This is a genomic window from Enterobacter cloacae complex sp. SHL009, from assembly GCF_049237205.1.
In the GTDB taxonomy this organism is placed as follows: Bacteria; Pseudomonadota; Gammaproteobacteria; order Enterobacterales; family Enterobacteriaceae; genus Enterobacter; species Enterobacter cloacae_M.
This window is the reverse complement of record NZ_JBMKIW010000005.1, coordinates 360,806-386,525: the sequence shown is the minus strand read 5'-3', so window position 1 is coordinate 386,525 and position 25,720 is coordinate 360,806. Positions and strand designations below refer to the sequence as shown.

Annotated in this window: 19 protein-coding genes and 1 riboswitch; of the genes, 5 read left to right on the top strand and 14 right to left on the bottom strand. The window is 56.0% G+C overall.

Annotated elements, in window-relative coordinates; genetic code table 11:
- Positions 1–181: 181 nt before the first annotated feature.
- A complete protein-coding gene (locus ACOTZC_RS14775) occupies positions 182–889 on the bottom strand; it encodes a DarT1-associated NADAR antitoxin family protein (protein WP_032436673.1) in 708 nt (235 codons plus the stop codon).
- Between the two features lie 9 nt (positions 890–898).
- Positions 899–1,534 carry a DarT ssDNA thymidine ADP-ribosyltransferase family protein gene (locus tag ACOTZC_RS14770; protein ID WP_097649334.1) on the bottom strand — a complete coding sequence of 212 codons (636 nt, stop codon included), beginning with the start codon at positions 1,532–1,534 and terminating at the stop codon, positions 899–901.
- A 484-nt stretch (positions 1,535–2,018) separates the two neighbouring features.
- Positions 2,019–2,116, top strand: a riboswitch (TPP riboswitch).
- Positions 2,117–2,151: 35 nt separating this feature from the next.
- Between ACOTZC_RS14770 and thiM the strand changes: the two genes are divergently transcribed.
- Genes thiM through ACOTZC_RS14755 form a run of 3 tightly spaced genes read left to right on the top strand, consistent with a single transcriptional unit; the run spans position 2,152 to position 4,508 of the window.
- Entirely contained in the window at positions 2,152–2,922 is a 771-nt protein-coding gene (gene thiM, locus ACOTZC_RS14765) for a hydroxyethylthiazole kinase (RefSeq protein ID WP_163354005.1), read from the top strand.
- Positions 2,919–3,719 (top strand): bifunctional hydroxymethylpyrimidine kinase/phosphomethylpyrimidine kinase, encoded by an 801-nt coding sequence (thiD, locus tag ACOTZC_RS14760; protein ID WP_213751418.1) that lies wholly within the window; start codon positions 2,919–2,921, stop codon positions 3,717–3,719. Before thiM ends, thiD begins: the two co-directional genes overlap by 4 nt.
- A gap of 42 nt (positions 3,720–3,761) precedes the next feature.
- Complete coding sequence (locus ACOTZC_RS14755) at positions 3,762–4,508, top strand: GntR family transcriptional regulator (protein WP_213751419.1); 747 nt, start codon at positions 3,762–3,764, stop codon at positions 4,506–4,508.
- Here the strand turns inward: ACOTZC_RS14755 and ACOTZC_RS14750 are convergent.
- From ACOTZC_RS14750 to ACOTZC_RS14740, 3 genes are read right to left on the bottom strand one after another with little or no spacing between them, the layout of a single operon-like run.
- Positions 4,482–5,435: a PfkB family carbohydrate kinase gene (locus ACOTZC_RS14750; RefSeq protein WP_045402948.1), complete on the bottom strand. Its 954-nt coding sequence runs from the start codon at positions 5,433–5,435 to the stop codon at positions 4,482–4,484. The two genes, ACOTZC_RS14755 and ACOTZC_RS14750, sit on opposite strands and share 27 nt — an antisense overlap.
- Positions 5,432–6,436, bottom strand: a complete 1,005-nt coding sequence (locus tag ACOTZC_RS14745; RefSeq protein WP_126303451.1) for an ADP-ribosylglycohydrolase family protein — start codon at positions 6,434–6,436, stop codon at positions 5,432–5,434. The genes ACOTZC_RS14750 and ACOTZC_RS14745 overlap by 4 nt, the downstream gene beginning before the upstream one ends.
- Positions 6,433–7,710, bottom strand: coding sequence for a nucleoside permease (locus ACOTZC_RS14740; RefSeq protein ID WP_045402954.1), 1,278 nt, complete (start codon positions 7,708–7,710; stop codon positions 6,433–6,435). The genes ACOTZC_RS14745 and ACOTZC_RS14740 overlap by 4 nt, the downstream gene beginning before the upstream one ends.
- A gap of 250 nt (positions 7,711–7,960) precedes the next feature.
- On the opposite strand from ACOTZC_RS14740, the gene fbaB reads away from it, so the two are divergent.
- Positions 7,961–9,013: a class I fructose-bisphosphate aldolase gene (fbaB, locus tag ACOTZC_RS14735; RefSeq protein ID WP_023312424.1), complete on the top strand. Its 1,053-nt coding sequence runs from the start codon at positions 7,961–7,963 to the stop codon at positions 9,011–9,013.
- Between the two features lie 56 nt (positions 9,014–9,069).
- Here the strand turns inward: fbaB and yegS are convergent, their stop codons facing one another.
- Positions 9,070–9,969 (bottom strand): lipid kinase YegS, encoded by a 900-nt coding sequence (yegS, locus tag ACOTZC_RS14730; protein ID WP_163354001.1) that lies wholly within the window; start codon positions 9,967–9,969, stop codon positions 9,070–9,072.
- Positions 9,970–10,110: 141 nt separating this feature from the next.
- Between yegS and ACOTZC_RS14725 the strand changes: the two genes are divergently transcribed.
- A complete protein-coding gene (locus ACOTZC_RS14725; protein WP_163354000.1) occupies positions 10,111–10,623 on the top strand; it encodes a DUF523 domain-containing protein in 513 nt (170 codons plus the stop codon).
- Positions 10,624–10,774: 151 nt separating this feature from the next.
- Here ACOTZC_RS14725 and yegQ read toward each other — a convergent pair whose 3' ends face one another.
- The 8 genes from yegQ to ACOTZC_RS14685 all read right to left on the bottom strand — a co-directional run bounded on the left by yegQ (position 10,775) and on the right by ACOTZC_RS14685 (position 25,695).
- The gene (yegQ, locus tag ACOTZC_RS14720; protein WP_421635841.1) at positions 10,775–12,136 is read right to left on the bottom strand and encodes a tRNA 5-hydroxyuridine modification protein YegQ; all 1,362 of its coding nucleotides are present in this window, start codon (positions 12,134–12,136) and stop codon (positions 10,775–10,777) included.
- 222 nt (positions 12,137–12,358) lie between these two features.
- Positions 12,359–14,629, bottom strand: coding sequence for a hypothetical protein (locus ACOTZC_RS14715; RefSeq protein WP_421635840.1), 2,271 nt, complete (start codon positions 14,627–14,629; stop codon positions 12,359–12,361).
- Positions 14,630–14,757: 128 nt separating this feature from the next.
- A complete protein-coding gene (gene baeR, locus ACOTZC_RS14710) occupies positions 14,758–15,480 on the bottom strand; it encodes a two-component system response regulator BaeR (protein ID WP_421635839.1) in 723 nt (240 codons plus the stop codon).
- Entirely contained in the window at positions 15,477–16,880 is a 1,404-nt protein-coding gene (baeS, locus tag ACOTZC_RS14705; protein WP_023312417.1) for a two-component system sensor histidine kinase BaeS, read from the bottom strand. The genes baeR and baeS overlap by 4 nt, the downstream gene beginning before the upstream one ends.
- Positions 16,877–18,292 carry an MFS transporter gene (locus ACOTZC_RS14700; protein ID WP_163353998.1) on the bottom strand — a complete coding sequence of 472 codons (1,416 nt, stop codon included), beginning with the start codon at positions 18,290–18,292 and terminating at the stop codon, positions 16,877–16,879. Before ACOTZC_RS14700 ends, baeS begins: the two co-directional genes overlap by 4 nt.
- A complete protein-coding gene (gene mdtC, locus ACOTZC_RS14695) occupies positions 18,293–21,370 on the bottom strand; it encodes a multidrug efflux RND transporter permease subunit MdtC (RefSeq protein ID WP_045355488.1) in 3,078 nt (1,025 codons plus the stop codon).
- A complete protein-coding gene (locus tag ACOTZC_RS14690) occupies positions 21,371–24,493 on the bottom strand; it encodes an MdtB/MuxB family multidrug efflux RND transporter permease subunit (RefSeq protein WP_421635838.1) in 3,123 nt (1,040 codons plus the stop codon).
- Positions 24,493–25,695 carry an MdtA/MuxA family multidrug efflux RND transporter periplasmic adaptor subunit gene (locus ACOTZC_RS14685; RefSeq protein WP_333032712.1) on the bottom strand — a complete coding sequence of 401 codons (1,203 nt, stop codon included), beginning with the start codon at positions 25,693–25,695 and terminating at the stop codon, positions 24,493–24,495. Before ACOTZC_RS14685 ends, ACOTZC_RS14690 begins: the two co-directional genes overlap by 1 nt.
- Positions 25,696–25,720: the final 25 nt, after the last annotated feature.

Below are 25,720 nucleotides of genomic sequence, written 5' to 3'. Positions count from 1 at the left end.
ATCAGACGCCATCAGAGTTTGCAGCACGGTGGCGAAATGAAAAATGTGAAGGTAAACAAACCGACATTACTAACTGATAGTTGTATCTAACACTGGGGGCAGGTCAGGAATCAGCACTTGCTCATTATGAGCAGCATCGAAAGACTAAACTGAAACATTGAGGCCGGGTTAATCCCGGCTTTCAAAACCCAAAACCCGATTGAGTTGTTTCATCTTGAAGAGCATTACTTATTGATGCACTTTTGATCGTTTCTAGGAAACTCTCTTTAGATGCAATGGCATCATCAAGAATGCCTTGTTTGTACAATGAAACATATAATGCCGCAGAATATGCTTGGCAATTTATCGAGCGCTCAGGGTTAAACTCTATGTCAGTAAATGCTGAATATTCAATTAGTTGCTCTGCTAGCTCGGTACTTTTTTTCAATGCACTTATGTACAGCCAATCATAAAATGCAGTACGTGGCTCCAGTTCCCATTCTTTACCAAAAAACTTGAATCCGGTTAGTCTGCCAGAAGTCAATAAACGTTTGTCCTTTTTGGCCTCGCGTGGAGTCATGTCAAACATGTCGGTATATGGCCCCCCTCGTTGGAAGACTTTGCTACCTTGAAACGCACATTCGATAGTTAATGTGCGTTGGTGTTTCAGAGTAGTAAAAGACAGGTTAAAAGCACTCAATGCAATACCGAGACTGTCACGCGACTTGCTGGAAATCTCAAGAATTTTGTCAACATTTGGCAGATTTGTTTTGGCTGCTTCATGAAGAGAGTCGATAGACTTCTGTTTCTGTGAAACTGACATGCCCGGAAACCACTTGAATTCCACAAGTTCGGTTTTAACGAAGAGTGATTGTTCAACAACAGGAACGTATACTGGTCTTTGTGCCATGAAACTACCTTATCGAACGAATGAGCGAGAAGCAAAGAAACCGCCCCCTACTTGGTTCAAACATACATTTCTTCCCAAAAGCAGATTTTCATAATCTGCTTTTACCGCTTGTTTGCAGAATGCTGCGCCAACAATATAATGTGGCTCAATCGTATCAAATACTAACACTTCTGCTTGCGCATCTGTAGTGTCGTAGGGCAGCAAGCGTTGCTCTTGTCGAGTTTGTAACGCTGGCATTTCATCAAACATTCCTGAGAGTGCGGCAGTATCTTGAAGCTGATCTAGGGGTTGGCTACTCATTGTTCCATCGGCAGCATTGTGGCAACAAAATGCACATGGTTTTTCCCAAAGTAAAGCTGGACGCAAAAGTAGAACAACCCATTCAGTTTGAGGGTTATCGCAACGTAACCTGTAAAACATATGGTGGTTCGGTCGCGTTATTGATAGACATGACGCATTTGTATGTCCATCCCATCTATAAGGATCATTAATGACTGGATTAATTTGATTTTGGGCGGTGTTTGCAATTGGGATGATGCCATTTTGCATTATGCTTGCTAAGTTATCGACCCGAGTGAAATGAACAAGATGCTCGATTCCTCTTTGAGCCACGATGCTTTGGATTTGCTGAATTCGTTGAGGCATGGTCAGTTCTCTTTGTTTTTTATTTCAATTTATTTCTAAATGAATGAAAAAAAAACTGAATTTATTTGCCTATAATTAATACGGATTTATCATATTGTATGATGATTTTTTTTAATATTTTTATCTGAAATTGATTTTTTTTTGGTTTTTTATGCTTTTTGCTTAGTTTGGTATCCAATATATGAGCTGTTTTCATGCTGACGTCTTGACTGCTGATGAGGAAACAATCGGATAGTCCTGTTCTGGCGTAGAAGCATAGTGGAAACTTGCATCTGCCAGTTTGGAAACAAATGAGAACAACCCGTGAAACTTAGGCTGGGGCTACCCGGCCTTTTTTGTATTAGTAGGTTACCGCAGTGAGCCACAATGTGAGCCACAAGCTGGGACACATGCTGTTTTTAGAAGGGTTGTGTCTTTGGCTTTCCGCTGGCATGATCCAGAACAGGGATTAACGGGACGTTAATCGCAAGCTTTTGATTTTGTTTTATTTGACTCGGGGTGCCCTTCTTCGTTGAAGGCTGAGAAATACCCGTATTACCTGATCTGGATAATGCCAGCGTAGGGAAGTCAGATGCCTTCCCGGTCATCGCTTCTTCACGCAAGGCAGGAGCGAACCCATGCAGCCTGACCTGCTCAATTTACGTGTTTTACACCACTTCCGAACCCGTTCTCCGCTGACCCACTGTATGACCAACGATGTCGTACAGACCTTCACGGCCAACGTTTTGCTGGCGCTTGGCGCATCACCCGCGATGGTGATTGAGGCCGAAGAGGCTGAACAGTTTGCCGGCATCGCCGATGCGCTGCTGATTAACGTTGGTACGCTGACCTCGCCGCGTGCCCAGGCGATGCGTCGGGCAATAGAAAGCGCTGTGGCTGCAGGCAAGCCCTGGACGCTGGACCCGGTTGCTGCGGGCGCCCTGACGTTCCGCACCCGCTTTTGCCATCAAATTCTCGCCCTGAAACCGGCTGCCATTCGCGGCAATGCCTCCGAAATTCTTGCTCTTGCCGGAATGAGCGCGGGCGGGCGCGGCGTTGATACAACCGATACCGCAGCCAGCGCGGTGCCCGCCGCACAGGCGCTGGCTCGCCAGACCAATGCCGTTGTGGTCGTCACCGGCGAGGTGGATTACATCACTGACGGGCAACGCACCCGCACGATAACGGGCGGCGATCCGTTGATGACGCGCGTAGTGGGAACCGGATGCGCGCTTTCTGCCGTTGTGGCGGCGAGCTGCTCGCTGCCTGGCGACCGGATGGATAACGTCGCTGCCGCCTGCGGATGGATGAAGCGAGCCGGAACGGTGGGCGTTGCGCAGTCACGTGGGCCTGGCAGTTTTGCCAGCGCGTTTCTGGATGCGCTCTATACGCTGGAGGAGCAGGCATGAAGCGGATTAACGCCCTGACCATTGCCGGCACCGATCCCAGCGGCGGCGCGGGTATCCAGGCCGACCTCAAAACCTTCTCGGCCCTTAGCGCGTACGGCTGCTCGGTCATTACCGCGCTGGTGGCGCAAAACACGCGCGGCGTGCAGTCGGTCTATCGTATCGAGCCGGATTTTGTTGCCGCGCAGCTGGATTCTGTGTTCAGCGATGTGCGCATCGATACCACCAAGATCGGCATGCTGGCCGAGACGGATATTGTGGAAGCGGTGGCCGAGCGGCTTAAACGCTATCAGGTGCAAAACGTGGTGCTGGATACCGTCATGCTGGCGAAAAGCGGCGACCCGCTGCTCTCCGCCTCCGCCGTGGAGACGCTGCGTACAAAGCTACTGCCGCAGGTGGCGCTTATCACGCCCAATCTGCCGGAAGCCGCCGCGCTGTTAGGCACATCGCATGCGCAAACTGAACGCGAGATGAAAGAGCAGGGAAACGCGCTGTTGGCAATGGGCTGCGGCGCGGTGCTGATGAAAGGCGGGCACCTGGATGATGCCGAAAGCCCGGACTGGCTGTTTACCCGCGACGGCGAAGTACGCTTTACCGCGCCGCGCGTGCAGACCAAAAACACCCACGGCACGGGCTGCACGCTCTCCGCCGCGCTGGCGGCGCTGCGCCCGCGGCATGACGGCTGGGCCGATACGGTGCGCGAAGCGAAAACCTGGCTCTCGGCGGCGCTGGCAAAAGCCGATACTCTGGAAGTGGGTCACGGTATTGGACCGGTTCATCATTTTCATGCATGGTGGTAACCCAGTATACTGGCAGGAAACACCACGCCTGAGAAAACAGAGATGGAACAAGCGCATACCTGGTTAATCGCTCAACTGAATGAACGGATCGCCGCGCCTGACAACACGCCGCTGTACCTGAAATTTGCCGAAACGGTAAAAAACGCGGTGCGCAGCGGGGTGCTGGAGCACGGGAATATTTTGCCCGGCGAGCGCGATCTGAGCCAGTTAACCGGGGTGTCGCGCATCACTGTGCGAAAGGCGATGCAGGCGCTGGAGGAAGAGGGCGTGGTGACGCGCTCCCGTGGCTATGGCACGCAAATCAACAATATCTTTGAATATTCGCTGAAAGAGGCGCGCGGTTTTTCCCAGCAGGTAGTGCTGCGTGGCCAAAAGCCTAATACGCTGTGGGTCAACAAGCGGGTGGTGAAGTGCCCGGAAGAGGTCGCAAACCACCTGTCGATTCCTCCGGACAGCGAGGTCTTTTTGCTCAAGCGCATTCGCTATGTGGATGACGATGCGGTGTCGATTGAAGAGTCCTGGGTGCCGGTTGGCCTCATTCCCGATCCGGATGCGATTGGCATTTCGCTGTACGACTACTTCCGCAGCCAGAATATCTTCCCGCAGCGCACCCGTTCACGGGTTAGCGCCCGCATGCCGGACAGCGAGTTTCAGGCGCACATTAAGATGGACGAAAAAATACCGGTGCTGGTGATCAAGCAGGTTGCGCTTGACCAACAGCACCGGCCGATTGAGTACAGCATCAGCTACTGTCGCAGCGATCTATACGTCTTTGTGTGCGAGGAATAATTCGTCGCGAGTCGGGGCGCAGTCCCCGCCGCGGTGGCTGACTACCCAGGACGCCACGGCATTCCCCAACAGAACGGCGTCTGCCAGTGACCATCCCGCCGCCAGCCCGGCAAGCGTGCCGCCCGCGTGGCTGTCGCCTGCGCCAATTGTGTCCACAACCGTCGCTGGGAACGCCGGAACAACGCCCGAGACGTCACCGTCATACCATGTGGCGCCGTCTTTATCATGACGCACAATCAGCGCGGCGCCGAAGCGCTGCTGCCACTCCGCACCCAGGTTTTCAGCCGCTACGCCCAGTCGTTCGGCTGCGATCTCCGCTTCCTGACGATTGAGCGACACGATCGGCCTGCAGGCCATAATCCGCGCCATCAGCGCGTCGGGGATATCCGCGATGCGAGGGCCGAAATCGATAAACGCCGTCACGTCCCGCAACCCCTCCAGCCAGCGTGTCAGCAGCTCGCCGCATGGCGAGGCCAGCTGGTAGCCGGATAAGTAGACCAGGCTCTTCGACGGGATGTTAAGCACATCAAGCCAGCGCTGCTGCCACTGGTTCTCCACGCCGCTAAAGGACATAAAGGTGCGCTCGCCGTCTGGCTCCACCAGCGCCAGGCACCAGCCGTTATCGCCGGTTTCGGCCTCGATGGCGCTGTGCAGATCCTGCTTCGCCATGGCGTTGCGGATGATGTCCGCCCATACCCCGTGACCAACAGGCAGGGCGTTTTGCGCTGTAATGCCGAGCCGCTTCAGGGCGATGGCGATATTCAGCGCGCAGCCGCCAATATTCACGCCCTGCTGTTTGAGCTCGATATCGCACCCGCGCCAGGGCAGGGCGTAGGCGTCGGCGATGACGTCTATCACCGCCGCGCCCAGCACCGTCAGCGGGCGCGTGGCGTGCAGGGTGTCGAGACGTTGGGCAAATGAACTCATACGCCCTCCCTTTGCTCCCGGTAGTGCAGCAGTTTCTCGCTATAGTGGCCGAAATCGAGCCGGTTGACGGCGTCGAGTTCGGCTTTGAGCGCCGGGTCAATTGCCTGGACGCCGTGGAGCGCGCCGCAGATGGCTGTCGCCATGGCGCCAATGGTGTCCGTATCGCCGCCCAGGTTGGCGCATAAAATGGCGCAGCGGTTCGGATCGGTTTCCGCCAGTTCGACCATCGCAATGGCCGCCGGGACGGACTCAATGGTGCTGGTTCCTGCGCCGACAAGCTGATAAATCTGCTCGCTGGCGGACTCAACCCCGTTGGCTTCCCGTACGGTTTTAAGCGCCAGCTCAATACGCGCCGCCAGCGACGCGCTGAAGGTGGTGGTTTTCGCCTCCTGCGCATAGCGGGCGATACCCGGCAGGGCATCGACGATGTTCTGCCAGCTTTCGCCGTCGACGGCACGGGAAACCGCCCACGCAATCACCACCGCGCCGGCAATGGCGAGGTCGGATTTATGGGTCGGGCTGGAGGCCAGCGCCACCTGCTCAACAAAGTGTTCCAGACGCGTGGCCGGAAGCAGGCAGCCCAGCGGGGACGCGCGCATCGCCGCCCCGTTGGTCACGCCGTTGTTTTCCAGTTCGCTCACCGGCTTGCCGTCGCGAATCGCATTAAGCGCGATTTTGGAGGTCGGGCCGAGCACGTTCTTATTAAACGCGTCGAAATCGAGCGCCCAGCGCAGAATATGCTTGCCTATAATGTCCGCGTTAATTTCCCCGTCGCACTCGATGAGCGCGTCCGCCAGGCACAGCGCCATTGAGGTATCGTCGGTGAACTCTGCCTGTTTGAAATAGCAGGCCGCATTATTCTCTGCCGGGCCGGGTAAAAAGCGGTCGATCCAGCCGAAGTGCGCCTTGACGCGCTTTCTCGGCCACAGCTCCGACGGCATGCCCATCGCATCCCCTAACGCCTGCCCGTAAAGGGCCCCGAGAACACGGTCTTGTTTCATTTAACTTCCCCTTGTGTCAGCGCGGTATCGCCATCAACCACCGCAATTGCGGCGATCTCTTTGTCCGATTCGCGGAAAAACAGCATAAACAGCACGGCAATCACGGCAATCATGATTGCACCAAACGTCCACATTCCGGCCCAGTTGAAGGTCAGCCCATTCACCGGCTCTTTGTATGCGAACATTTTTTCCATCATCACGCCGCCCAGGCGGTAACCCAGCAGGCTACCAAAGCCCTGGCAGCACAGCGTAATCAGGCCCTGCGCGGCGGTGCGCATGTGCACCGGCGCTTTTTTATCCACGTAGATATACGCGGTGACATAGTAGAAGTCGTAGCTCACGCCGTGCAGCAGAATCCCGAGGAACAGCAGGGCGTAGGTGAAGTACTGTTCCGCACCGCCGTATACGAAGAACCCGTAGCGGATGGCGGCGGTAATCAGACCCAGCAGTAAGACCTTCTTAATACCAAAGCGTTTGGTAAAGAACGGCAGGGCGAGCATAAAGAAGATTTCGGAGAACTGGCCGAGCGTCATCCAGCCGGTGGCGTTTTTCATCCCCACTTCGGTGAGATAGCCGTTGGCGAAGATGTAATAGAAGGCCAGCGGCATGGCGAACAGGAACGAGCAGAAGAAGAACACCAGGAAGTTTCTGTCGCGCAGCAGGATCAGCGCGTCCAGCCCGAGCATCACTTTGAAATCCAGCTTGCCGGTACTTTTCGGCGGCGTATTCGGCAGGAACAGGGCAAAGACGCCGAGCAGGGCGGAGCTGGCTGCCGTCATCAGCAGCGGGATGTTGGTGTCGGAAATATCGCTGTAGCCCAGCATCTGCGGCAGGAACCCGCACGCAAGACCGGAGGCGATCCAGCCGATGGTGCCCATCACGCGGATGCGCGGGAAATCGGCCTCGACGTCGTCCACGTTGGCAAAGGCGATACTGTTGGTCAGCGCGATGGTTGGCATATAGGTCAGGGAGTAAACCAGCAGCAGCGGGAAGAAGGTGCTGAACTGGGTTTGCTGTGCGGCGAAGTACATCAGAATCGCACCGGCGAACATCAGCGCTGACAGCACTTTCTGCGCGGCGAAGAAGCGGTCCGTCAGCGAGCCGACCAGAATCGGGGAGAGGATCGCGGCAATGGCGGTACAGGCGTAAGACCAGCCGATTTCCCCGGCGGTAAAACCGCTTTTGCTCAGCCACAGCCACAGCGGCACAAACCACGCGCCCCAGATAAACCATTCAACAAACATCATGAATGACAGTTGGACTTTCGTTTTCATTTTTTAATCCTGCATGTCAGAGAGGGTACGCCTTTAACATACCACTCAATAATACCTTTTAAATACCTTTGTGGCGATTGTTTGATCAATGTAACAGTTTTGTTGTACACGAATCGAGCCAGCAGATTGTGCTGAAAAAAAATGCAAAAGGTGGAAAATCTGTTAAGTCGGTACCAGGCTTAGTCTGCCCATAAAAGATGGGACTGGATAAACACACACCGACACGACGTCGGACTTACGGGAGTATCACATGACTGATATTGCGCAGTTGCTTGGCAAAGACGCCGACAGCCTTTTACAGCATCGTTGTATGACCATTCCAGCCGACCAGCTGTATCTGCCTGGTCACGACTACGTTGACCGCGTGATGATCGATAACAACCGTCCGCCTGCGGTCCTGCGAAATATGCAGACGCTCTACAACACCGGGCGGCTCGGCGGCACCGGGTATCTCTCAATCCTGCCGGTGGACCAGGGCGTTGAGCACTCTGCGGGCGCCTCTTTTGCGGCGAATCCTCTCTACTTCGATCCGAAGAACATTGTTGAGCTGGCGATTGAGGCGGGCTGTAACTGCGTGGCGTCGACCTACGGCGTGCTGGCCTCGGTTTCGCGTCGCTATGCCCACCGCATTCCATTCCTCGTGAAGCTGAACCACAACGAAACCCTTAGCTACCCAACCGAATATGACCAGACCCTTTACGCCAGCGTCGAGCAGGCGTTCAACATGGGCGCGGTGGCGGTAGGGGCGACGATTTACTTCGGCTCCGAACAGTCCCGTCGTCAGATTGAAGAGATCTCCGCGGCGTTTGAGCGTGCGCACGAGCTGGGCATGGTCACCGTACTGTGGGCATATCTGCGCAACAACGCGTTCAAGAAAGACGGCGTGGATTACCATGTATCCGCCGACCTGACCGGGCAGGCGAACCACCTGGCGGCGACCATCGGCGCGGATATCGTGAAGCAGAAAATGGCCGAGAATAACGGCGGCTATAAAGCGGTGAACTTTGGCTACACCGACGATCGCGTTTACAGCAAGCTGACCAGCGATAACCCGATCGACCTGGTGCGCTACCAGCTGGCGAACTGCTACATGGGCCGCGCGGGGCTGATTAACTCAGGCGGCGCGGCGGGCGGTGATACCGACCTGTCAGACGCGGTGCGTACGGCGGTGATCAACAAACGTGCGGGCGGCATGGGGTTGATCCTTGGCCGCAAGGCGTTCAAGAAATCGATGGCCGACGGCGTGAAGCTGATCAATGCGGTTCAGGACGTCTATCTGGATAGCAAAGTCACGATTGCCTGACGGCTCCATCTCCCTCTCCCGGTGGGAGAGGGCATCATCGCGCACCGTGCGAAACATCAGCGCAAAAGCACGCAGTCCGGCGGCAGCCGACACTGTAGCGCGCCGGGCAACACCTCAATGCGGAACTGCGTTCCGCTCAGCGGCTCTCCGTCGAGGTTAAACGTCATCCCGTGCGGCGCATTTACCTCAAACCACGCCGATTTCCCGTCAATGATATTTGGACTCTCTTCCGGCTGCGTCAGCGTGGTAAACAGCGCGGGCAGCAGGCCGTCGCCCGTGAAAATCCTCAGCTGTAGCTGACCGTCATTGATCAGCGCCTCCGGGCACAGCTGCTGACCGCCGCCTGCCTGTCGACCATTGCCAATGCCAATTACCAGCGCGTCACCCTGCCACTGAAAATCCTCGCCGCGAATTTCGCAGCGGTCAGGCTTCAGGGTGTCCATGCGCATCAGGCCGTGGATCAGGTACGACACGCCGCCCAGCGCCGCCTTCAGCTTTTCCGGCGTTTCGCTGGTGATGCGCGTGCCAAACCCGCCCGTCGCCATATTGATAAAGCAGGTTTTATCATTCACCTGCGCAATATCCACAGCGGTGGCTTTGCCGAGGATCGCCAGCTGGAGCGCCTTCTCCAGCTCTTCCGGGATCCCTGCGCTGGTAGCAAAATCATTGGCGGTGCCGAGCGGTAATATACCCATCACCGGCCGGTCTGCCGGGGGCAGGTCGATAAGCGCTGACGCAATCTCATTGATGGTGCCGTCGCCGCCGCCGGAAATGATGGTGCTGACGCCAAGCCCGAGAGCTTCATTGATATAGCGTGCCGCGTCGCCTTTTTCCCACGTCACCCGAACGTGAATGCGCGCGCCATCGTCACGCAAACCTATGATGGCCTGACGCAGCAGATCGTTGCCCGCACTTTTGCCATTGAGAATCAATAAACTGTCTGGATAGGTTGCCATCCGCGCTGCTCCCTTTTTTAGCGTTAGTAAGAGTGTATAGCAGAGAGGAAAAAAGCGGGTAAGAACAGGATGAAAGGAACAAAATATGCCCGAAAGCGCGTTACACTCCAGCGATGATAGTAACGTAATCACAGGAAAGTGATGATGAATAAAATTTTGGTAAGCGCGTGCCTGATGGGCTTTAAGGTTCGTTACAACGGAAGTGAAAAAGCGCGAATGAACGAGCTGCTCGCTCGCTGGCAGCAGGAACAGCGTCTGGTTATCCACTGCCCTGAACTTGCGGCCGGGCTGACTGTACCTCGTCCTCCGGCAGAGATTATGTCCGTTGATGGCAAAGACGTAATGCGCGGGCAAGCCAGAATTAGTGAAAATACAGGGCAGGATGTGACTGAGCAGTATCAGCTTGCAGCCTGGCTCGCGCTACGCGCTGCTCAGGAGTCGGGGTGTAGCGCAGCACTATTAACCGATGGCAGCCCAACGTGCGGCAGTCAGTTTATTTATGACGGATCTTTTCGCGGGATACATAAAGCGGGGAGGGGTGTTGCTGCATCGTTGCTCGCAGAGCATGGGATAGCCGTCTTCTCGGAGGGGCAAATCGACGAACTGATTGCCTGGGTTGAGGAGAGAGAAGGCAAAAAAAATAAGCCCGCGTAAGGGAGATTACGCAGGCTAAGGAGGTGGTTCCTGGTACAGCTAGCATTTATGGGTTATGTTTTTCAGCGGGGGGATAATACCCGTATTGAACGAAGCGGTATGTGATCCGATTCTAAGAATTATCCCAGCGCGAAAAAATTTCCCTGATTGACTATTTGCCGTGTGGGTTTCGGGTGCTTTCACCGTTGAAGTTACGCATCAGCAGCGCGAACTTCAGCTCCACCTCTTCCGGAACCGGCAGCCAGACGGTATGACCGTCACCCGGCGCCACGTCAATCGCTTCGCCTTTGCCGTTTTCCAGATGTTCCAGAGTAAAGTTCATGTTGCCCTGCGGGGTCATCAGCTCCAGGCTGTCGCCTTTGGTGAATTTGTTTTTCACCGCCACGGCCGCCAGCGGGCCTTTGCGCTCGCCGGTAAAGTCACCGACAAACTGCTGGCGCTCGGAAACGGAGTAGCCGTGCTCGTAGTTCTGGTAGTCGTCATGGGTATGACGACGCAGGAAGCCTTCGGTATAGCCGCGGTGCGCCAGGCCTTCCAGAGTTTCCAGCAGACTGGTATCGAATGGTTTACCGGCCGCCGCATCGTCGATGGCTTTGCGGTACACCTGCGCGGTGCGCGCGCAGTAGTAATAGGATTTGGTGCGGCCTTCAATCTTCAGGGAGTGCACGCCCATCTGCGTCAGACGCTCGACGTGGGCGATGGCGCGCAGATCTTTCGAGTTCATGATGTAGGTGCCGTGCTCGTCTTCAAAGGCGGTCATGTACTCGCCCGGGCGTTTGGCTTCTTCAATCATAAACACTCTGTCGGTTGGCGCGCCGATGCCCTGCGTAGGCTCGACGTTGGTCACCGGGATCGGCTCGTGCTTATGCACGATGTTGCCGACGTCATCCTCTTTGCCTTCCTGGACGTTATATTCCCAGCGGCAGGCGTTGGTGCAGGTGCCCTGGTTCGGGTCGCGCTTGTTGATATAGCCGGAGAGCAGGCAGCGGCCGGAGTAGGCCATGCACAGCGCGCCGTGAACGAAGATTTCGATTTCCATATCCGGCACCTGGGTGCGGATCTCTTCGATCTCTTCCAGCGAAAGCTCTCGGGACAGAATGACGCGGGTCAGCCCCATCTGCTTCCAGAACTTCACCGTCGCCCAGTTGACGGCGTTAGCCTGGACGGAGAGGTGAATATCCATCTCCGGGAAGTTCTCCCGAACCAGCATGATTAATCCCGGGTCCGACATGATCAGCGCGTCCGGCCCCATATCGACCACCGGCTTCAGGTCACGGATAAACGTTTTCAGCTTGGCGTTGTGCGGCGCGATGTTCACGACCACGTAGAATTTTTTACCCAGAGCGTGCGCCTCGTTGATGCCGAGCTGCAGGTTCTCGTGGTTGAATTCGTTATTACGTACGCGCAGCGAGTAGCGCGGCTGGCCCGCATACACGGCGTCGGCGCCATAGGCGAAAGCGTAACGCATATTTTGCAGCGTTCCCGCCGGGGAAAGGAGTTCCGGTTTAAACATGTTTGTTCTCGTTCTGATGACAGGTCAGATCCGCGTGCACTAGGTGCAGCGGTAAGGGGAGATCCCCCACTTTAAGGGCGGGCATTGTAGCGCTGCTGGGCAGGGAGGTAAACCATAACTATGTTAGTATTTAAAAAAACTAATATTCAGACGAGTTATTATGATTGTATTTGATTTATAATTCAATGGGGCAAAATTCACCCCATGTTTAATGAATTAATTTTAATCTAGTTTGGTAAGTAAAGTGGTGAAACTTTTTAAATATGTAGTCTTACTCTTTTCATTAAAACCAGAAACGATAGTGTGACTCAATAAATCCACTAGGGTCTCTTTGTATTTTTCATCGGAAAATAGTTTTCTCACTTTTTTCATTTCATTTTTAAATTCTTTGTGTGTAAATAAAAGTACTTGGCTAATTATATTGTATTTTTCGATGTCTATTTCATTCTGGTCAATGTTTTCACCAATTACTTTACGTTTCAATCGGGTGATTAGATTAACTATCTCCCCTTGCTCAGCAGGGTTGTCACCAACAATAATTGAAAGAGTGTCGATCAAACTAGTTGTATTTTCTTTAAAGAAATACTCTTCTGAAATTGTAGCTAACACTCCATCTTTCAAAGATGATGGTGAAATTTTCATTCCAAGCATTGAAAGACGTTCTATTGCTCTTTGTGGTGTATACACTAACCATTCATATGATGGATAAAAACTTCGTACAACGTTTCTCAATTCATATTGTGTTGAATCTAGAGTTACAATCATTGGTGTGCTAAAGTAACCTTTATCATCACAGTGTAAACGGTTATCACCAAGAACTGCTGAGCTAATAACGTCATTTTCAATTGCCTTCGGAGCTCGGTTTTTTAAAGCAATTTCACGTGAGAATTTGCTCTTTACTTTGTAGAGATAGTCTATTGGCAAATTATCAAAATAATCAATTATTTCAATGTTACATACCTGAAGAAAATCATGTACGCAAGCAGCGTAGGCATCAAAACGATTTGTAATTGGTATGTCTTCATCCTCAATTCCAATAAACTCAAACAAGAAATTATGAAACCCAAATCTATCAGGTTGGTCAGCTTTCCATTTTAAATATATATTTAAAAATACATTTTTGGTTCCGCCAAGCTCATTAATTAAATCAGCTGTAGCGAATTGGCTTATTTTGTCAGCCTGTTCAAGGTGCCTGACTGTTTCTTCGAAATGCTCAATGGTTGCCCTGATTTTTTTATTTTTGAGGCCATTGATACTTTCTCGCATGATATTAACATTCTTGAGTGATCTATCTAATAATTCTTTTTTTGAAAATCGTGTTACTGCGAGATAAGGAATTAAGACTGGGGCATCTAGATAAATGAAAAACATTTTTTCTTCAATATATTTTTCAAGTTTCCGGTTACTTAATAAGTTTAAACAAAGTTTAGCGGAGCAGTGTTCGGATAAATAACTGCTTTCATTGGCTAATTCAACTAAGTGTTGTGATAATGCTTCAGCTGAAATGTTGTTCGAATCGAGATTGCAATTTTTAGTAATTAATACGCTTAATTCGTTAATTATTGTTTTTATTATTTGTGCTTTCGGTGGCTGAAAATCAAGTTCAGTTATTTGTACATCTACTGAAGCTTCATACGCTTTTTTTATTAAATCAAGAATTTGCGCTGCTAGTTTTTCACCATTATATTGTACGAGCTCGCGCTTAAGTAATTCAATTAACTCTACTTCTTGGGCTGTTTCCCTGAGTAAGGTGTTCTCAATCCTTATTTTTTCTTGTAAGGATAGTGAGTAGTTAGGTATATTTAGTATAATTCTGCCGCTTTTGGAAAGGTAATTTAACCTTCCAATTAGTGTACCTCTTTTTATAGAGATGCCGTCAATACTTTCAAATATTTCATCAAGTGTTTTATCTCCTTCTGAAAGAAGAGATAATATATTGGCGTCAGTAATTGAATTTTTTAAATTGGCGCTATCTTTGCTTAAGAGTAAATACTCATAAAAAGTTCTCTGTTTAATATCTAAAATTAGATCGGTGTTAGCACTTAGTTTATGTATGTCTTTAATTAGAAAGTTAAGTAGATCAGGATAGTTATTTGTTATATCTTGTCCAAGTCGTTTGGCATCAAAAAATTCCAGTGTTATACCATATTCCTTTTTGGCCTTGGATTTTATTTTATCTAATGTGAATTCAGAGGCAGGGTGACTCCAAAAGAAATTAAGCGTGGCGGGATAATTATGTTCATCTACCAAGGTGGCAATTTTCTTTAAATCGGCTTCAATTTTTTCCTCAAGACGATTTTCTTGGATGGAAATCTGAGTTGCTTCTTTTATTTCTTTGTTTCTTATCTTGTATACAAGGTCCTTTCCATTATCCCAAGGGCCGCCAATGAGATAAGCTTCCACTCCGAAAGCATGGCTAACATATCTTCGGACCAACTCTTCAAAATCTGTTTCATTTTTTATAGTGCTAATAAATTTCTGATTGTTTTCCATTTTATTTCTCAGCCGTTTTTGTTATCAGAGTTATCTATGCATTACTTGTTTAAAATATAACATTTTAAAAAAGAACTTCAATAAATGAACTACACCTGTTCATGTCAAAAAAATGTAAGCCATTAAAGTCACGCAATCCTGCACGCATCCGCTTCCCAGCGATACCCCACGCCATACACCGCGCGAATAAACGACTGCTCGGCGTCCAGCGCCTCCAGCTTGCGGCGCAGGTTTTTAATGTGGCTGTCGATGGTGCGGTCGGTCACCACGCGGTAATCGTCGTACAGGAGGTTCAGCAGCTGTTCGCGGGAGAAGACTTTTCCCGGCTCGTGGGAGAGGGTTTTCAGCAGGCGGAACTCCGCAGGGGTCAGGTCCAGCAGCTTGCTGCGCCAGCTCGCCTGGAAGCGGCTTTCGTCGACAATCAGCGGGCTTTCGGCGTCCAGCACATGAAGCTCGCGCTGCGGCCTGCAGCGGCGGAGAATGGTTTTCACGCGGGCGACCACTTCACGCGGGCTGTAGGGCTTGCAGATGTAATCGTCCGCGCCAATTTCGAGGCCCAGCAGGCGGTCAATCTCTTCAATTTTGGCGGTGACCATGACGATCGGCACGTCGGAGAAGCGACGAATTTCCCGGCACAGGGTCAGCCCGTCAACGCCCGGCAGCATTAAATCAAGCAGGATCAGATCCGGCGGGGTCTGGCGCACGTATGGCATCACCTGGTCGCCGTGGCTTATCAGCGAGGGGGCGTAGCTGGCCGCACGTAAATAGTCGATCAGCAGCTGCCCAAGCTTGGGTTCGTCTTCCACGATCAAAATGCGCGGCGTGTTTTCGTCAATCGGTAACTCGGTCATACTTCTCTCGATAAATCCCGTTCCAGAGGTAACTCTACTGTAATGCTAACCCCGCCAAAAGGCGAATGGGCGGCGCGGATCGTGCCATTATGCGCCTCAACGATGTTAACGCAAATCGCCAGCCCCAGGCCGGAACCGCCGCTGGCGCGGTTGCGGGAGCCTTCGGTACGGTAAAAACGTTCAAACAATTTTTCCAGCTGCGCGTCCTGCACGCCGGGGGCGGAATCCGCGAAGGTGAGGGCAAAGCGCCCGTTTTCCTGCCTGCCGGAAATATGTAGCCCACCGCCGCTGTCGGTGTAGCGCAGGCTGTTTTCCAGCAGGTTATTGAACAGCTGCATCAGCCGGTCCTTGTCGCCAAACACCACCGCGCTGTCCGGCAGGGAGAGGTCGATTTTCAGGTTGCGGCTGGCAAACCGCTCGCGGAAGGCGCCGCTGATCACTTCCAGAATGTTAATTACGTCCACCGGCGCCTTCTGGTAGGCCAGCGCGCCTTCGTCGGACATGGAGAGCTGGTGGAGATCGTCCACGAGCTTGGTGAGCGTGCCCACCTCCGCCTGCAGGGAAGCCACCGATTCGGGCGTAAACTGGCGCACGCCGTCCTGAATGGCCTCGAGCTCGCCGCGCAGCACCGCCAGCGGCGTACGCAGCTCGTGTGAAATATCGGCCATAAAGTCGCGGCGCATCTGCTGGTTTTTCTCAAGCGTGCTGGCGAGCTGGTTAAAATCCTGCGCCAGCTTGCCCAGTTCGTCCTGGCTGCGGGTATCGACGCGGGTGGTGAAATCCCCGGCGGCCAGCTTGTGCGTGCCTTCCACCAGCCGTTTCACCGGGGCGAGCAGGCCGCGCGCCAGCGGGAAGGTGGCGAGCGCGGCGAGCAGGGTGGAGAGGGCGACAATCAGCCAGCTTGTCCGACGCTGCTGGCGGTCAAAGTTGATGTCGGTGTTGCGCGTCAGGCGCTCCACAGGAGAGGCGATAACCCAGCCGACTGTCGCATTGTTGACTTTAATCGCACGACGGGTGCCGTCCGGCGGTATCGGCGCACGCGGACCCACCAGCGTGCGCATGTCCTGGTCAATCACCCAGAACTGGGTGCGCCAGCCGTGCGGCGGCATGCCCGGCCCCGGGCGATCGTCACCGGTATCGTGCTCCAGCGAGCGCAGGATCTGGAAAATAAAGCGGTCGTTATTGCGCAGAAAACGCCAGTTGCCGTGCTGGGCGTACTGTTCACTCAGCGCATCGCTTAAGCCCTGTAAACGCTGTTCATTGCCATGCTTGATGTAATCAATAAAACCGCGTTCGAAGCTGATCCGCACCGCCCAGTGCATGGTGATCAGCAGGACGATACAGGTGGCAAATATCGCCACGAAGAGCTTGCCGGTAATGCCCGGACGCCAGAATTTCATGAACCACTCCTTTTGCCGCGCCTAATCACGACGTTCTTGCTGGTATCATCCGGCACTCTGGCGAAGATGAAAGCGGGCAGGGCGATGATGACCGCCATGCTGAGATAGGTATACAAAAAGACCTGATGCGCCACCGGCGTGTCGACGCTGAGGTGGTGCTGGCCGTACATGCCGAGCAGTAAACCCGCGATGGTCACCCCGACGCTCATCGAGAGCTGCATGATCATCGACAGCAGGCTGTTGCCGCTGCTCGCCAGATCGTCCGGCAGGTCCTTCAGCGTCAGGGTATTCATCGACGAGAAGCGCATGGAGTTGACGATCCCCTGGCAGAACAGCACCAGCGGCAGAACGTAGTACCAGCCCATCAGCGCCACGGCCATAAACAGAAGACTCACCAGCGCCAGCCCCAGCGTGGCGGTCACCAGCACGCGACGATAGCCAAAGCGGTTCACCACCTGCACCACGATGCGCTTCATTCCCATGCTCCCGAGCACCATCGGGATCATCATCAGGCCCGCGTGGAACGGCGAAAATCCCATTCCGATTTGCAGGAAAACGGGCGTCATAAACGGCAGCATGCCGCTGCCGACACGCCCGGCGAAGCTGCCGAACAGGCCAAGGCGATAGGTAGGGTTTTTAAACAAGCTCAGGCTGAACAGCGCCTTATCGTTACCTCTGGCATGCCGCAGATACCACAGTATGGCGGTAACGCCGAGCGCGATCGGGAGCACGAGCGTCAGGGGCGATATCCCCAGCCCTTTTTGCCCGTCGAGCGCCAGGGTAAGCGTGGCCATGCCCGCCGCCAGCAGGATAAAGCCAAAGAAATCAAAGCGCCGCGTCTGCATTTTGTAGTTCGGCATCAGCGTCAGGGTGGCGATGGCGCCGATGATGCCAACCGGGAGGTTAATTAAGAAGATCCAGTGCCAGGAGGCGTACTCCACCAGAATGCCGCCGAGGGCCGGGCCCAGGAGCGGCCCCACCTGGCCGGGCAGGGTCACAAAGGTCATCGCCGCCATGTACTGCTCGCGCGGCACGATCTTCATCACCGTTAGCCGCCCGACAGGGACCATCATCGCCCCGCCGACGCCCTGCAGCACGCGCGCCATCACCAGCTGGTCGAGGGTGTTGGCCTGGGCGCAAAACAGTGAGCCGGTGGTAAACAGCACGATGGCGGTAAAGAAGATATTCCGCACGCCCACTTTATCCGCCAGCCAGCCGCTGGCGGGCAGCATGACGGCCACCGTCAGCACGTAGGAGACAATCACCATATGCATATGCAGCGGGCTCTCCCCCAGGCTTTTTGCCATGGAGGGGAGGGCGGTGTTGACGATGGTCGTATCCAGCGACTGCATAAAGAAGCCGAAAGCGACTATCCATAGCTGCCAGCGAACGTTAGCGGGGAGATCGGTCATTTACTCGGTCACCGTGGTTCTGTTTTTACGCGAGAAGCGCAGCCGCAGGCGGTCGAAGAACAGATAGACCACCGGCGTGGTGTACAGCGTCAGCAGCTGGCTCATCACCAGGCCGCCGACAATGGTGATCCCCAGCGGCTGGCGCAGCTCGGAGCCGTCGCCGCCCGAGATAACCAGCGGCAGCGCGCCAAACAGCGCCGCCAGGGTGGTCATCATGATCGGACGAAAACGCAGCAGGCAGGCCTGGAAGATGGCCTCTTCCGGCGATAGATTGCCGTTGCGCTGGGCGTCCAGCGCGAAGTCGACCATCATGATCGCGTTTTTCTTCACAATACCAATTAATAGCATGATTCCGATGAGCGCGATCAGGCTGAACGGCGCGCCGAACAGCTCCAGCGCCAGCAGCGCCCCAACGCCCGCCGACGGCAGCGTCGAGAGAATGGTCAGCGGGTGAACGTAGCTCTCGTACAGCACGCCCAGCACAATATAAACCGTGGCGATGGCGGCCAGAATCAAAATCACCTGCGAATTCATCGTCTCCTGGAACACCTGCGCGGTGCCGGCAAAGCTGCCGCGCACGGTGGACGGCACGCCAAGCTGCGTCATCGCGCGGTTAATTGCGTCGCTGGCTTCAGAAAGCGACGAACCGGCGGGCAGGTTAAAGGAGATAGTCGACGCCGCCGATAGCCCCTGGTGGTTCACCGACAGCGGCGCGTTGGCCGGCTGCCAGCTGGCAAAGTAGGAGAGCGGAATTGCCTTGCCGTCGTTGTTAATCACAAACATTTTGTCCAGGGCGCTGATGTCCTGGGTGTAGCGCGGATCGACCTCCATCACCACCTTATACTGGTTCATCGGCTGGTAGATGGTGGAGATCTCGCGCTGGCCGAAGGCGTTGTTCAGCAGGCTGTTGGCGGCTTCAACGTTAATGCCCAGCCGCGACATGGTTTCGCGGTCGTAGGTCAGGGCCATCTCGGCGCCGTTATCCTGCTGATCGGAGTTGACGTCCGCCAGCTGCGGCAGGGCGGCCAGCGCCTTGCGGATCTTCGGCTCCCACTCGCGCAGGGCGGCTAAATCGTCCGAGAGCAACGTGTACTGATAGCTGGCGTTCGCCTGACGGCCGCCGACGCGGATATCCTGAACGGCCATCAAAAACAGGTTTGCCCCCGGCTCTTTGGCGAGCTTCACCCGCAGGCGGTCAATCACCTGCTGGGCGGTTTCGTTGCGCTCGCCGCGCGGTTTCAGGGTAATAAACATCATCCCGCTGTTGACGCGTGACCCGCCGGTAAAGCCGGTGACGTTATCCACGGCTTTGTCTTCACGAATGATCTTCATGAAGTCCTGCAGCTTGCCGCGCATCGCCTGGAACGAAATGCTCTGGTCCGCCTGAATCCCGCCCATCAGCACGCCGGTGTCCTGCTCCGGGAAGAACGTTTTCGGGATGGTGATGTACATCCAGACGTTGAGCACGATGGTGCCGATCAGCACCAGGCCGACCAGCCGGGTATGGTTCAGCACCCACTTCAGCGATTTGCCGTAGCCTTCCTGCATGGCCATCAGGAAGCGACCAAAGCCTTTGCGGCGCGGCTGCGAATGGGGCTTGCTGCGCTTGAGCATCCAGCCGCACATCATCGGCGTCAGCGTTAGGGAGATCGCCAGCGAAATCCCGATGGCGACGGAGAGAGTGACGGCAAACTCGCGCAGCAACCGGCCCGGCAGCCCGCCCATCAGCAGCAGCGGCAGGAATACCGCCACCAGCGACAGGCTCATGGAGAGCACCGTAAAGCCCACCTCGCGCGTGCCCTGCAGCGCGGCCTGCAGCGGCTTCACGCCTGCTTCCAGGTGGCGGGAAATGTTTTCCAGCACCACGATGGCGTCATCCACCACGAAGCCCGTCGCTATCGTCAGGGCCATCAGCGACAGGTTGTTGAGGCTAAATCCGCACAGGTACATGGCGGCAAAGGTACCGATCAGCGAGACCGGAACGGCCACCGCCGGAATAAGCGTCGCGCGGCCGGATCGCAGGAACAGGAAGACCACCAGGATCACCAGGGCGACGGAGATAATCAGCGTTTGCTCCACCTCTTCAAGCGAGGCGCGAATGGTCGGGGAGCGATCCTGGGCAATTTGCAGATCGATTGCTGCCGGGATGGTCTCCTGCAGGTCCGGAAGACGGGCGCGAATGCTGTTCACCGTCTCAATAATATTCGCTTCCGGCAGCTTGCGGATCATCAGCAGAATGGCCGGTTTCGCGTTGGTCATCCCGGCGTTGCGCACGTCCTGCACCGAGTCGGTAACGCTGGCAACGTCGCTCAAGCGCACCGCCGCGCCGTTGTTGTAGTGAATAATGAGCGGCTGATATTCCGCGGCGGTTTTCAGCTCGTCGTTAGTGTGGATCTGCCAGCGGTGGCTGCCGTCCTCAATCGCCCCCTGCGGTTTGCGGACGTTGGCCGTGCTGATGGCGGAGCGCACGTCATCCAGCGACACGCCCTGGTTGAACAGCGCCTGCGGGTTTAGGCCGACGCGCACGGCGGGCAGGGAGCTCCCGCCGACGCTCACGTCACCGACGCCGTTAATTTGTGAGATGGTCTGCGCCAGCTGGGTAGACGCAAAGTCGTAAAGCTGCCCCTGCGAGTACGTATCCGAGGTCAGCGTCAGGATCATGATCGGCGCATCGGACGGGTTGGCCTTGCGGTAGGTTGGGCGGCTCGGCATCCCGCTCGGCAGCAGGCTTTGTGCGGCGTTGATGGCCGCCTGCACGTCGCGCGCCGCGCCGTTGATATCCCGGTCGAAGCTGAACTCCAGAATGATGCGCGTGCTGCCCAGCGAGCTGCTGGAGGTCATCTCGTTGACCCCCGCAATCCGCCCGAGCGAACGCTCCAGCGGCGTGGCAACCGACGAGGCCATGGTCTCCGGTGACGCGCCCGGCAGCGAGGCGCTGACCATGATCACCGGGAAATCCACCTGCGGCAGGGGGGCCACCGGCAGCAGCCGGAAGCCCAGCACGCCGCAAAGGGTAATGGCGAGCGAGATTAATATCGTCGCCACCGGGCGATAAATGAAGAGGGCGAAAAACTTCACTTATGCCTCCTCTTCACGTTTCGGGAAACGGCTTTTGGTCCACAGCGCCAGACGGTCAAACAGCAGGTAGATCACCGGCGTAGTGAAGAGGGTCAGCACCTGGCTCACCAGCAGACCGCCGACCATGCCGATACCCAGCGGACGGCGCAGCTCCGCGCCGACGCCCGTGCTGAGCATCAGCGGCAGCGCGCCCAGCAGGGCGGCCAGCGTGGTCATCAGGATCGGACGGAAACGCAGCAGACAGGCCTGGAAGATGGCGTCGCGCGGCGACATGCCCTGCTCGCGCTCGGCGGCCAGGGCGAAGTCGATCATCATGATGGCGTTTTTCTTCACGATCCCGATAAGCAGGATAATGCCGATGATGGCAATGACGTCCAGCTCGCTGCCCGCCAGCATCAGTGCCAGCAGCGCCCCCACGCCCGCTGTCGGCAGGGTAGAGAGGATGGTGATTGGGTGGATAAAGCTTTCGTACAGCACCCCGAGCACGATGTACATCGCCACTACCGCCGCGACGATAAGCCAGATGGTGTTACCCAGCGCGGCCTGAAACGCCAGCGTGCTGCCCTGGAACTGGGTCTGAATATCGGACGGGAAGCTGAGTTCTTTTTCAGCAGCCTGAATGGCCTCCACCGCTTCGCCGAGAGAATAATTGTCCGGCACGTTGAAGGAAATGGTGGTGGACGGGAACTGATCCAGATGGTTGATCGACAGCGGGGTATAGCGTTCTTCCACCGTGGCGATAGCGCTCAGCGGCACAATGCCGCCGTCTTTGCTGGTCAGGCGCACCGAGTCCAGCCCCGCCAGGCCGGGCGTGTTGTCCGTGTTGTGCTCCAGCACCACGCGATACTGGTTGGCCTGGGTGTAGATGGTGGAGATCAGGCGCTGACCGAAGGCGTTGTACAGGGCGTTGTCCACGTCTGACATGGTAATGCCCAGACGGCTGGCGGTATCGCGGTTGACGTTCACGTACGCCGCCAGCCCTTTGTCCTGCCAGTCGCTGCTGACGTCGGCGAGCTGCGGCAGGGTGTTAAGCTTGTTCACCAGCTGCGTCACCCAGGTGCTGAGCGCGTCCAGCGAGGTGGCCTGCAGCGTGAACTGGTACTGCGTGCGGCTGACCTGAGTATCAATGGTCAAATCCTGAATCGGCTGCAGGTAAAGTTCAACGCCCGGCACCCGCGCGACGGCGTTTTGCAGACGCTCAATGACGGCGTTGACGCGATCGTCGCGTTCATCCAGCGGCTTAAGGTTGATCTGCAGACGCGCGCTGTTGAGCGACGGGTTGGTGCCGTCGACGCCCACGTAGGCGGTCAGGCTCTCGACCGCCGGATCTTTCATAACGATCTCAGACACCTGCTGCTGGCGCTGGGCCATACTGGCGAAAGAGACCGACTGCGGGGCCTGAAGCGTGCCCTGAATAATGCCGTTGTCCTGGATCGGGAAGAAGCCTTTCGGAATGAAAATCCACAGCATCACGCTGAGCGCCAGGGTTCCCAGCGCCACGCCGAGCGTGGCCCACGGATGGTTCAGGACTTTCGCCAGCACGCGTCCGTAGGCGGCAATAATCCGCTCGAACATGCGCTCGGAGGCGCGCGAGAAGCGGTTTTGCTTGCGCAGGGACTCGTGGCTCAGCATGCGGGCGCACATCATCGGCGTCAGGGTCAGCGACACCACGGCGGAGATCAGAATGGCGACCGCCAGCGTGACGGCAAACTCGCGGAACAGCCGCCCGACGATATCGCCCATAAACAGCAGCGGAATCAGCACCGCAATCAGCGAGAAGGTCAGCGAGATAATGGTAAAGCCGATTTCCCCTGCGCCCTTCAGCGCGGCGGCCAGCGGTTTTTCGCCTTTCTCGATATAGCGCGAGATGTTCTCGATGACGACTATAGCGTCATCCACCACGAACCCGGTGGCGATGGTGAGCGCCATCAGCGTCAGGTTGTTAATCGAAAAATCGAGGAACACCATCACCGCAAAGGTGCCGACCAGCGAGAGCGGTACGGCGACGGCGGGAATAATGGTCGCCGGAACGTTACGCAGGAACAGATAGATGATCATGACCACCAGCGCAATTGCCAGCATCAGCTCGAACTGGGTGTCGGTGACCGACGCGCGAATATTCGTGGTACGGTCGGAAAGCACTTTTACGTTGACCGATTTCGGCAGGCTTTCGATCAGCTGCGGCAGCATGGTGCGAATACTGTCGGCGGTTTCAATGATGTTTGCGCCCGGCTGGCGCTGGACGTTCATCACGATCGCCTGCTGTTTGTTCGCCCAGGCGCCGAGCCAGCTGTTTTCCGCCCCTTGTTCGACGGTCGCCACATCACCCAGACGCACCGGCGCACCGTTCTGGTAAGCAATAATCAGCTGACGGTATTCATCGGCGAACTGCATCTGATCGTTGGCAGAGAGCGTCACGGCGCGGGTTGGACCGTCCAGCGAGCCTTTTGCCGAGTTAACGTTGGCGCTGCTGATGGCGGTGCGGATGGTTTCGCTGGTCAGGCCCAGCGCGGCAATCGCCTGCGCGTTAAGCTTCACGCGCACGGCGGGGCGCTGGCCGCCCGCCAGCGTGACGAGGCCGACGCCGGAGACCTGTGAAATTTTCTGCGCCACGCGCGTTTCGACCATGTCTTCGACCTGGGTCATCGGCATGGCGGAGGAGGTGACGGCAAGCGTCATGATTGGCGGATCGGCCGGGTTCACCTTGCTGTAGACCGGCGGGTTGGGCAGGTCTGACGGCAGCAGGTTGGTGGCGGCGTTGATGGCGGCCTGCACCTCCTGCTCGGCGACGTCCAGCGACAGCGTCAGCTGGAACTGCAGCGTCACGACGGATGCCCCGCCGGAACTCTGGGAGGACATCTGTTTTAGCCCGGACATCTGGCCGAACTGGCGCTCCAGCGGAGCGGTAATGGCGGACGTCACCACGTCCGGGCTGGCTCCGGGATAGAGAGTGACAACCTGAATCGTTGGGTAATCCACCTCCGGCAGCGCCGACACGGGCAGGAAGCGATAGCCGATAATCCCGGCGAGCAGGATCGCCACCATCAGCAGCGTGGTGGCGACAGGACGAAGGATAAACAGGCGTGACGGCCCGCCTGTAGAGCCTGGGGGCATAACCTGCATCAGGATTTCTCTCCCTGTTTCGCAGGTTCAACCACTTCCACTTTGGCCCCTTCGGTCAGACGGTCAATGCCGTCGGTGACCACGCGGTCGCCTGCGGAAAGGCCGGCGGCGATGACCACCGTCTGGCTGTCCTGGATACCGGTTTTCACCAGGTGCTTGCTGACCTTATTGTCGCCGTTAAGTACCCAGACGAAATTACCTTCGTTACCCATCTGCAGCGCAGCGGTGGGGATCACTACCGCGTTCTCTTCGGTCGCGACCAGCATACGCGCGTTGACGAACTGGTTCGGGAAGAGGGCATCGTCCTGATTGTTAAAGCGCGCCTTCAGCTTGATGGTGCCGGTGGTGGTGTCGATCTGGTTATCCAGGCTGAGCAGGGAACCTTCGCTCAGCTTCTGCTTGTTGCTGCGGTCCCAGGCTTCCACCACCAGCCCCTTCCCGGATTTTTGCGCCTGCACCACGGTCGCAATGTCGCTTTCCGGTAGGGTAAAGACTAAATCAATCGGGTGGGTCTGGGTGATGACCACGATGCCCGTGGTGTCGCCGCTGGAGATCTGGTTGCCGATATCGACCTGCTTCAGGCCCACGCGTCCGTCAATCGGCGCGGTGATGCGGCTCCAGTCCAGCTGCAGCTGGGCGCTGGCCACGGCGGCCTCGTCGGCTTTGATGGTGCCCTGCGTTTCGCTGACCAGCGACTGCTGGGTGTCCAGCTCCTGACGAGATACGAGGTTGGTTTTCACAAGCTGCTGGTAGCGGGCCAGATCGCGGCGGGCGTTGGCGAGCGTGGCTTTGTCTTTCGCGAGCTGCCCCTGCGCCTGGGCGAGGGCGACCCTAAACTGGCTCGGGTCGATTTCGGCCAGCAGATCGCCCGCTTTAACCTGCTGACCTTCCTGGAAGTGAATGGCCATCAGCTGGCCGTCGACGCGGCTGCGCACCGTCACGGTGTTGGCGGCGGTAATGGTCCCAAGGCCAGTAAGATAGCGAGGAACGGCTTTATTCACTGCCGTCGCCGCCTGTACCGGCGCCAGCGCGCCGCCGCGCATGCCGTGACGCCCTCCGCCTGCCGGGCGCTGTGCCTGACTATTTGCACCCGCGGGGGCTGCGGAGTTCGCGGATTGACTGTGCCAGTACCAGGCGGCGGCAAGGACCACCACAATGATGCCAGCGGCGATTGCCCAGCGGGATTTGTTACTGCCTTTCATCGTTATACGTTCTCATCCTGAAGAC

Bases quoted from the DNA above. Each gene is read 5' to 3' on its own strand.
- ACOTZC_RS14775 (WP_032436673.1), bottom strand. From the start codon at position 889: ATGGCACAAAGACCAGTATACGTTCCTGTTGTTGAACAATCACTCTTC.
- ACOTZC_RS14770 (WP_097649334.1), bottom strand. From the start codon at position 1,534: ATGCCTCAACGAATTCAGCAAATCCAAAGCATCGTGGCTCAAAGAGGA.
- thiM (WP_163354005.1), top strand. From the start codon at position 2,152: ATGCAGCCTGACCTGCTCAATTTACGTGTTTTACACCACTTCCGAACC.
- thiD (WP_213751418.1), top strand. From the start codon at position 2,919: ATGAAGCGGATTAACGCCCTGACCATTGCCGGCACCGATCCCAGCGGC.
- ACOTZC_RS14755 (WP_213751419.1), top strand. From the start codon at position 3,762: ATGGAACAAGCGCATACCTGGTTAATCGCTCAACTGAATGAACGGATC.
- ACOTZC_RS14750 (WP_045402948.1), bottom strand. From the start codon at position 5,435: ATGAGTTCATTTGCCCAACGTCTCGACACCCTGCACGCCACGCGCCCG.
- ACOTZC_RS14745 (WP_126303451.1), bottom strand. From the start codon at position 6,436: ATGAAACAAGACCGTGTTCTCGGGGCCCTTTACGGGCAGGCGTTAGGG.
- ACOTZC_RS14740 (WP_045402954.1), bottom strand. From the start codon at position 7,710: ATGAAAACGAAAGTCCAACTGTCATTCATGATGTTTGTTGAATGGTTT.
- fbaB (WP_023312424.1), top strand. From the start codon at position 7,961: ATGACTGATATTGCGCAGTTGCTTGGCAAAGACGCCGACAGCCTTTTA.
- yegS (WP_163354001.1), bottom strand. From the start codon at position 9,969: ATGGCAACCTATCCAGACAGTTTATTGATTCTCAATGGCAAAAGTGCG.
- ACOTZC_RS14725 (WP_163354000.1), top strand. From the start codon at position 10,111: ATGATGAATAAAATTTTGGTAAGCGCGTGCCTGATGGGCTTTAAGGTT.
- yegQ (WP_421635841.1), bottom strand. From the start codon at position 12,136: ATGTTTAAACCGGAACTCCTTTCCCCGGCGGGAACGCTGCAAAATATG.
- ACOTZC_RS14715 (WP_421635840.1), bottom strand. From the start codon at position 14,629: ATGGAAAACAATCAGAAATTTATTAGCACTATAAAAAATGAAACAGAT.
- baeR (WP_421635839.1), bottom strand. From the start codon at position 15,480: ATGACCGAGTTACCGATTGACGAAAACACGCCGCGCATTTTGATCGTG.
- baeS (WP_023312417.1), bottom strand. From the start codon at position 16,880: ATGAAATTCTGGCGTCCGGGCATTACCGGCAAGCTCTTCGTGGCGATA.
- ACOTZC_RS14700 (WP_163353998.1), bottom strand. From the start codon at position 18,292: ATGACCGATCTCCCCGCTAACGTTCGCTGGCAGCTATGGATAGTCGCT.
- ACOTZC_RS14690 (WP_421635838.1), bottom strand. From the start codon at position 24,493: ATGCAGGTTATGCCCCCAGGCTCTACAGGCGGGCCGTCACGCCTGTTT.
- ACOTZC_RS14685 (WP_333032712.1), bottom strand. From the start codon at position 25,695: ATGAAAGGCAGTAACAAATCCCGCTGGGCAATCGCCGCTGGCATCATT.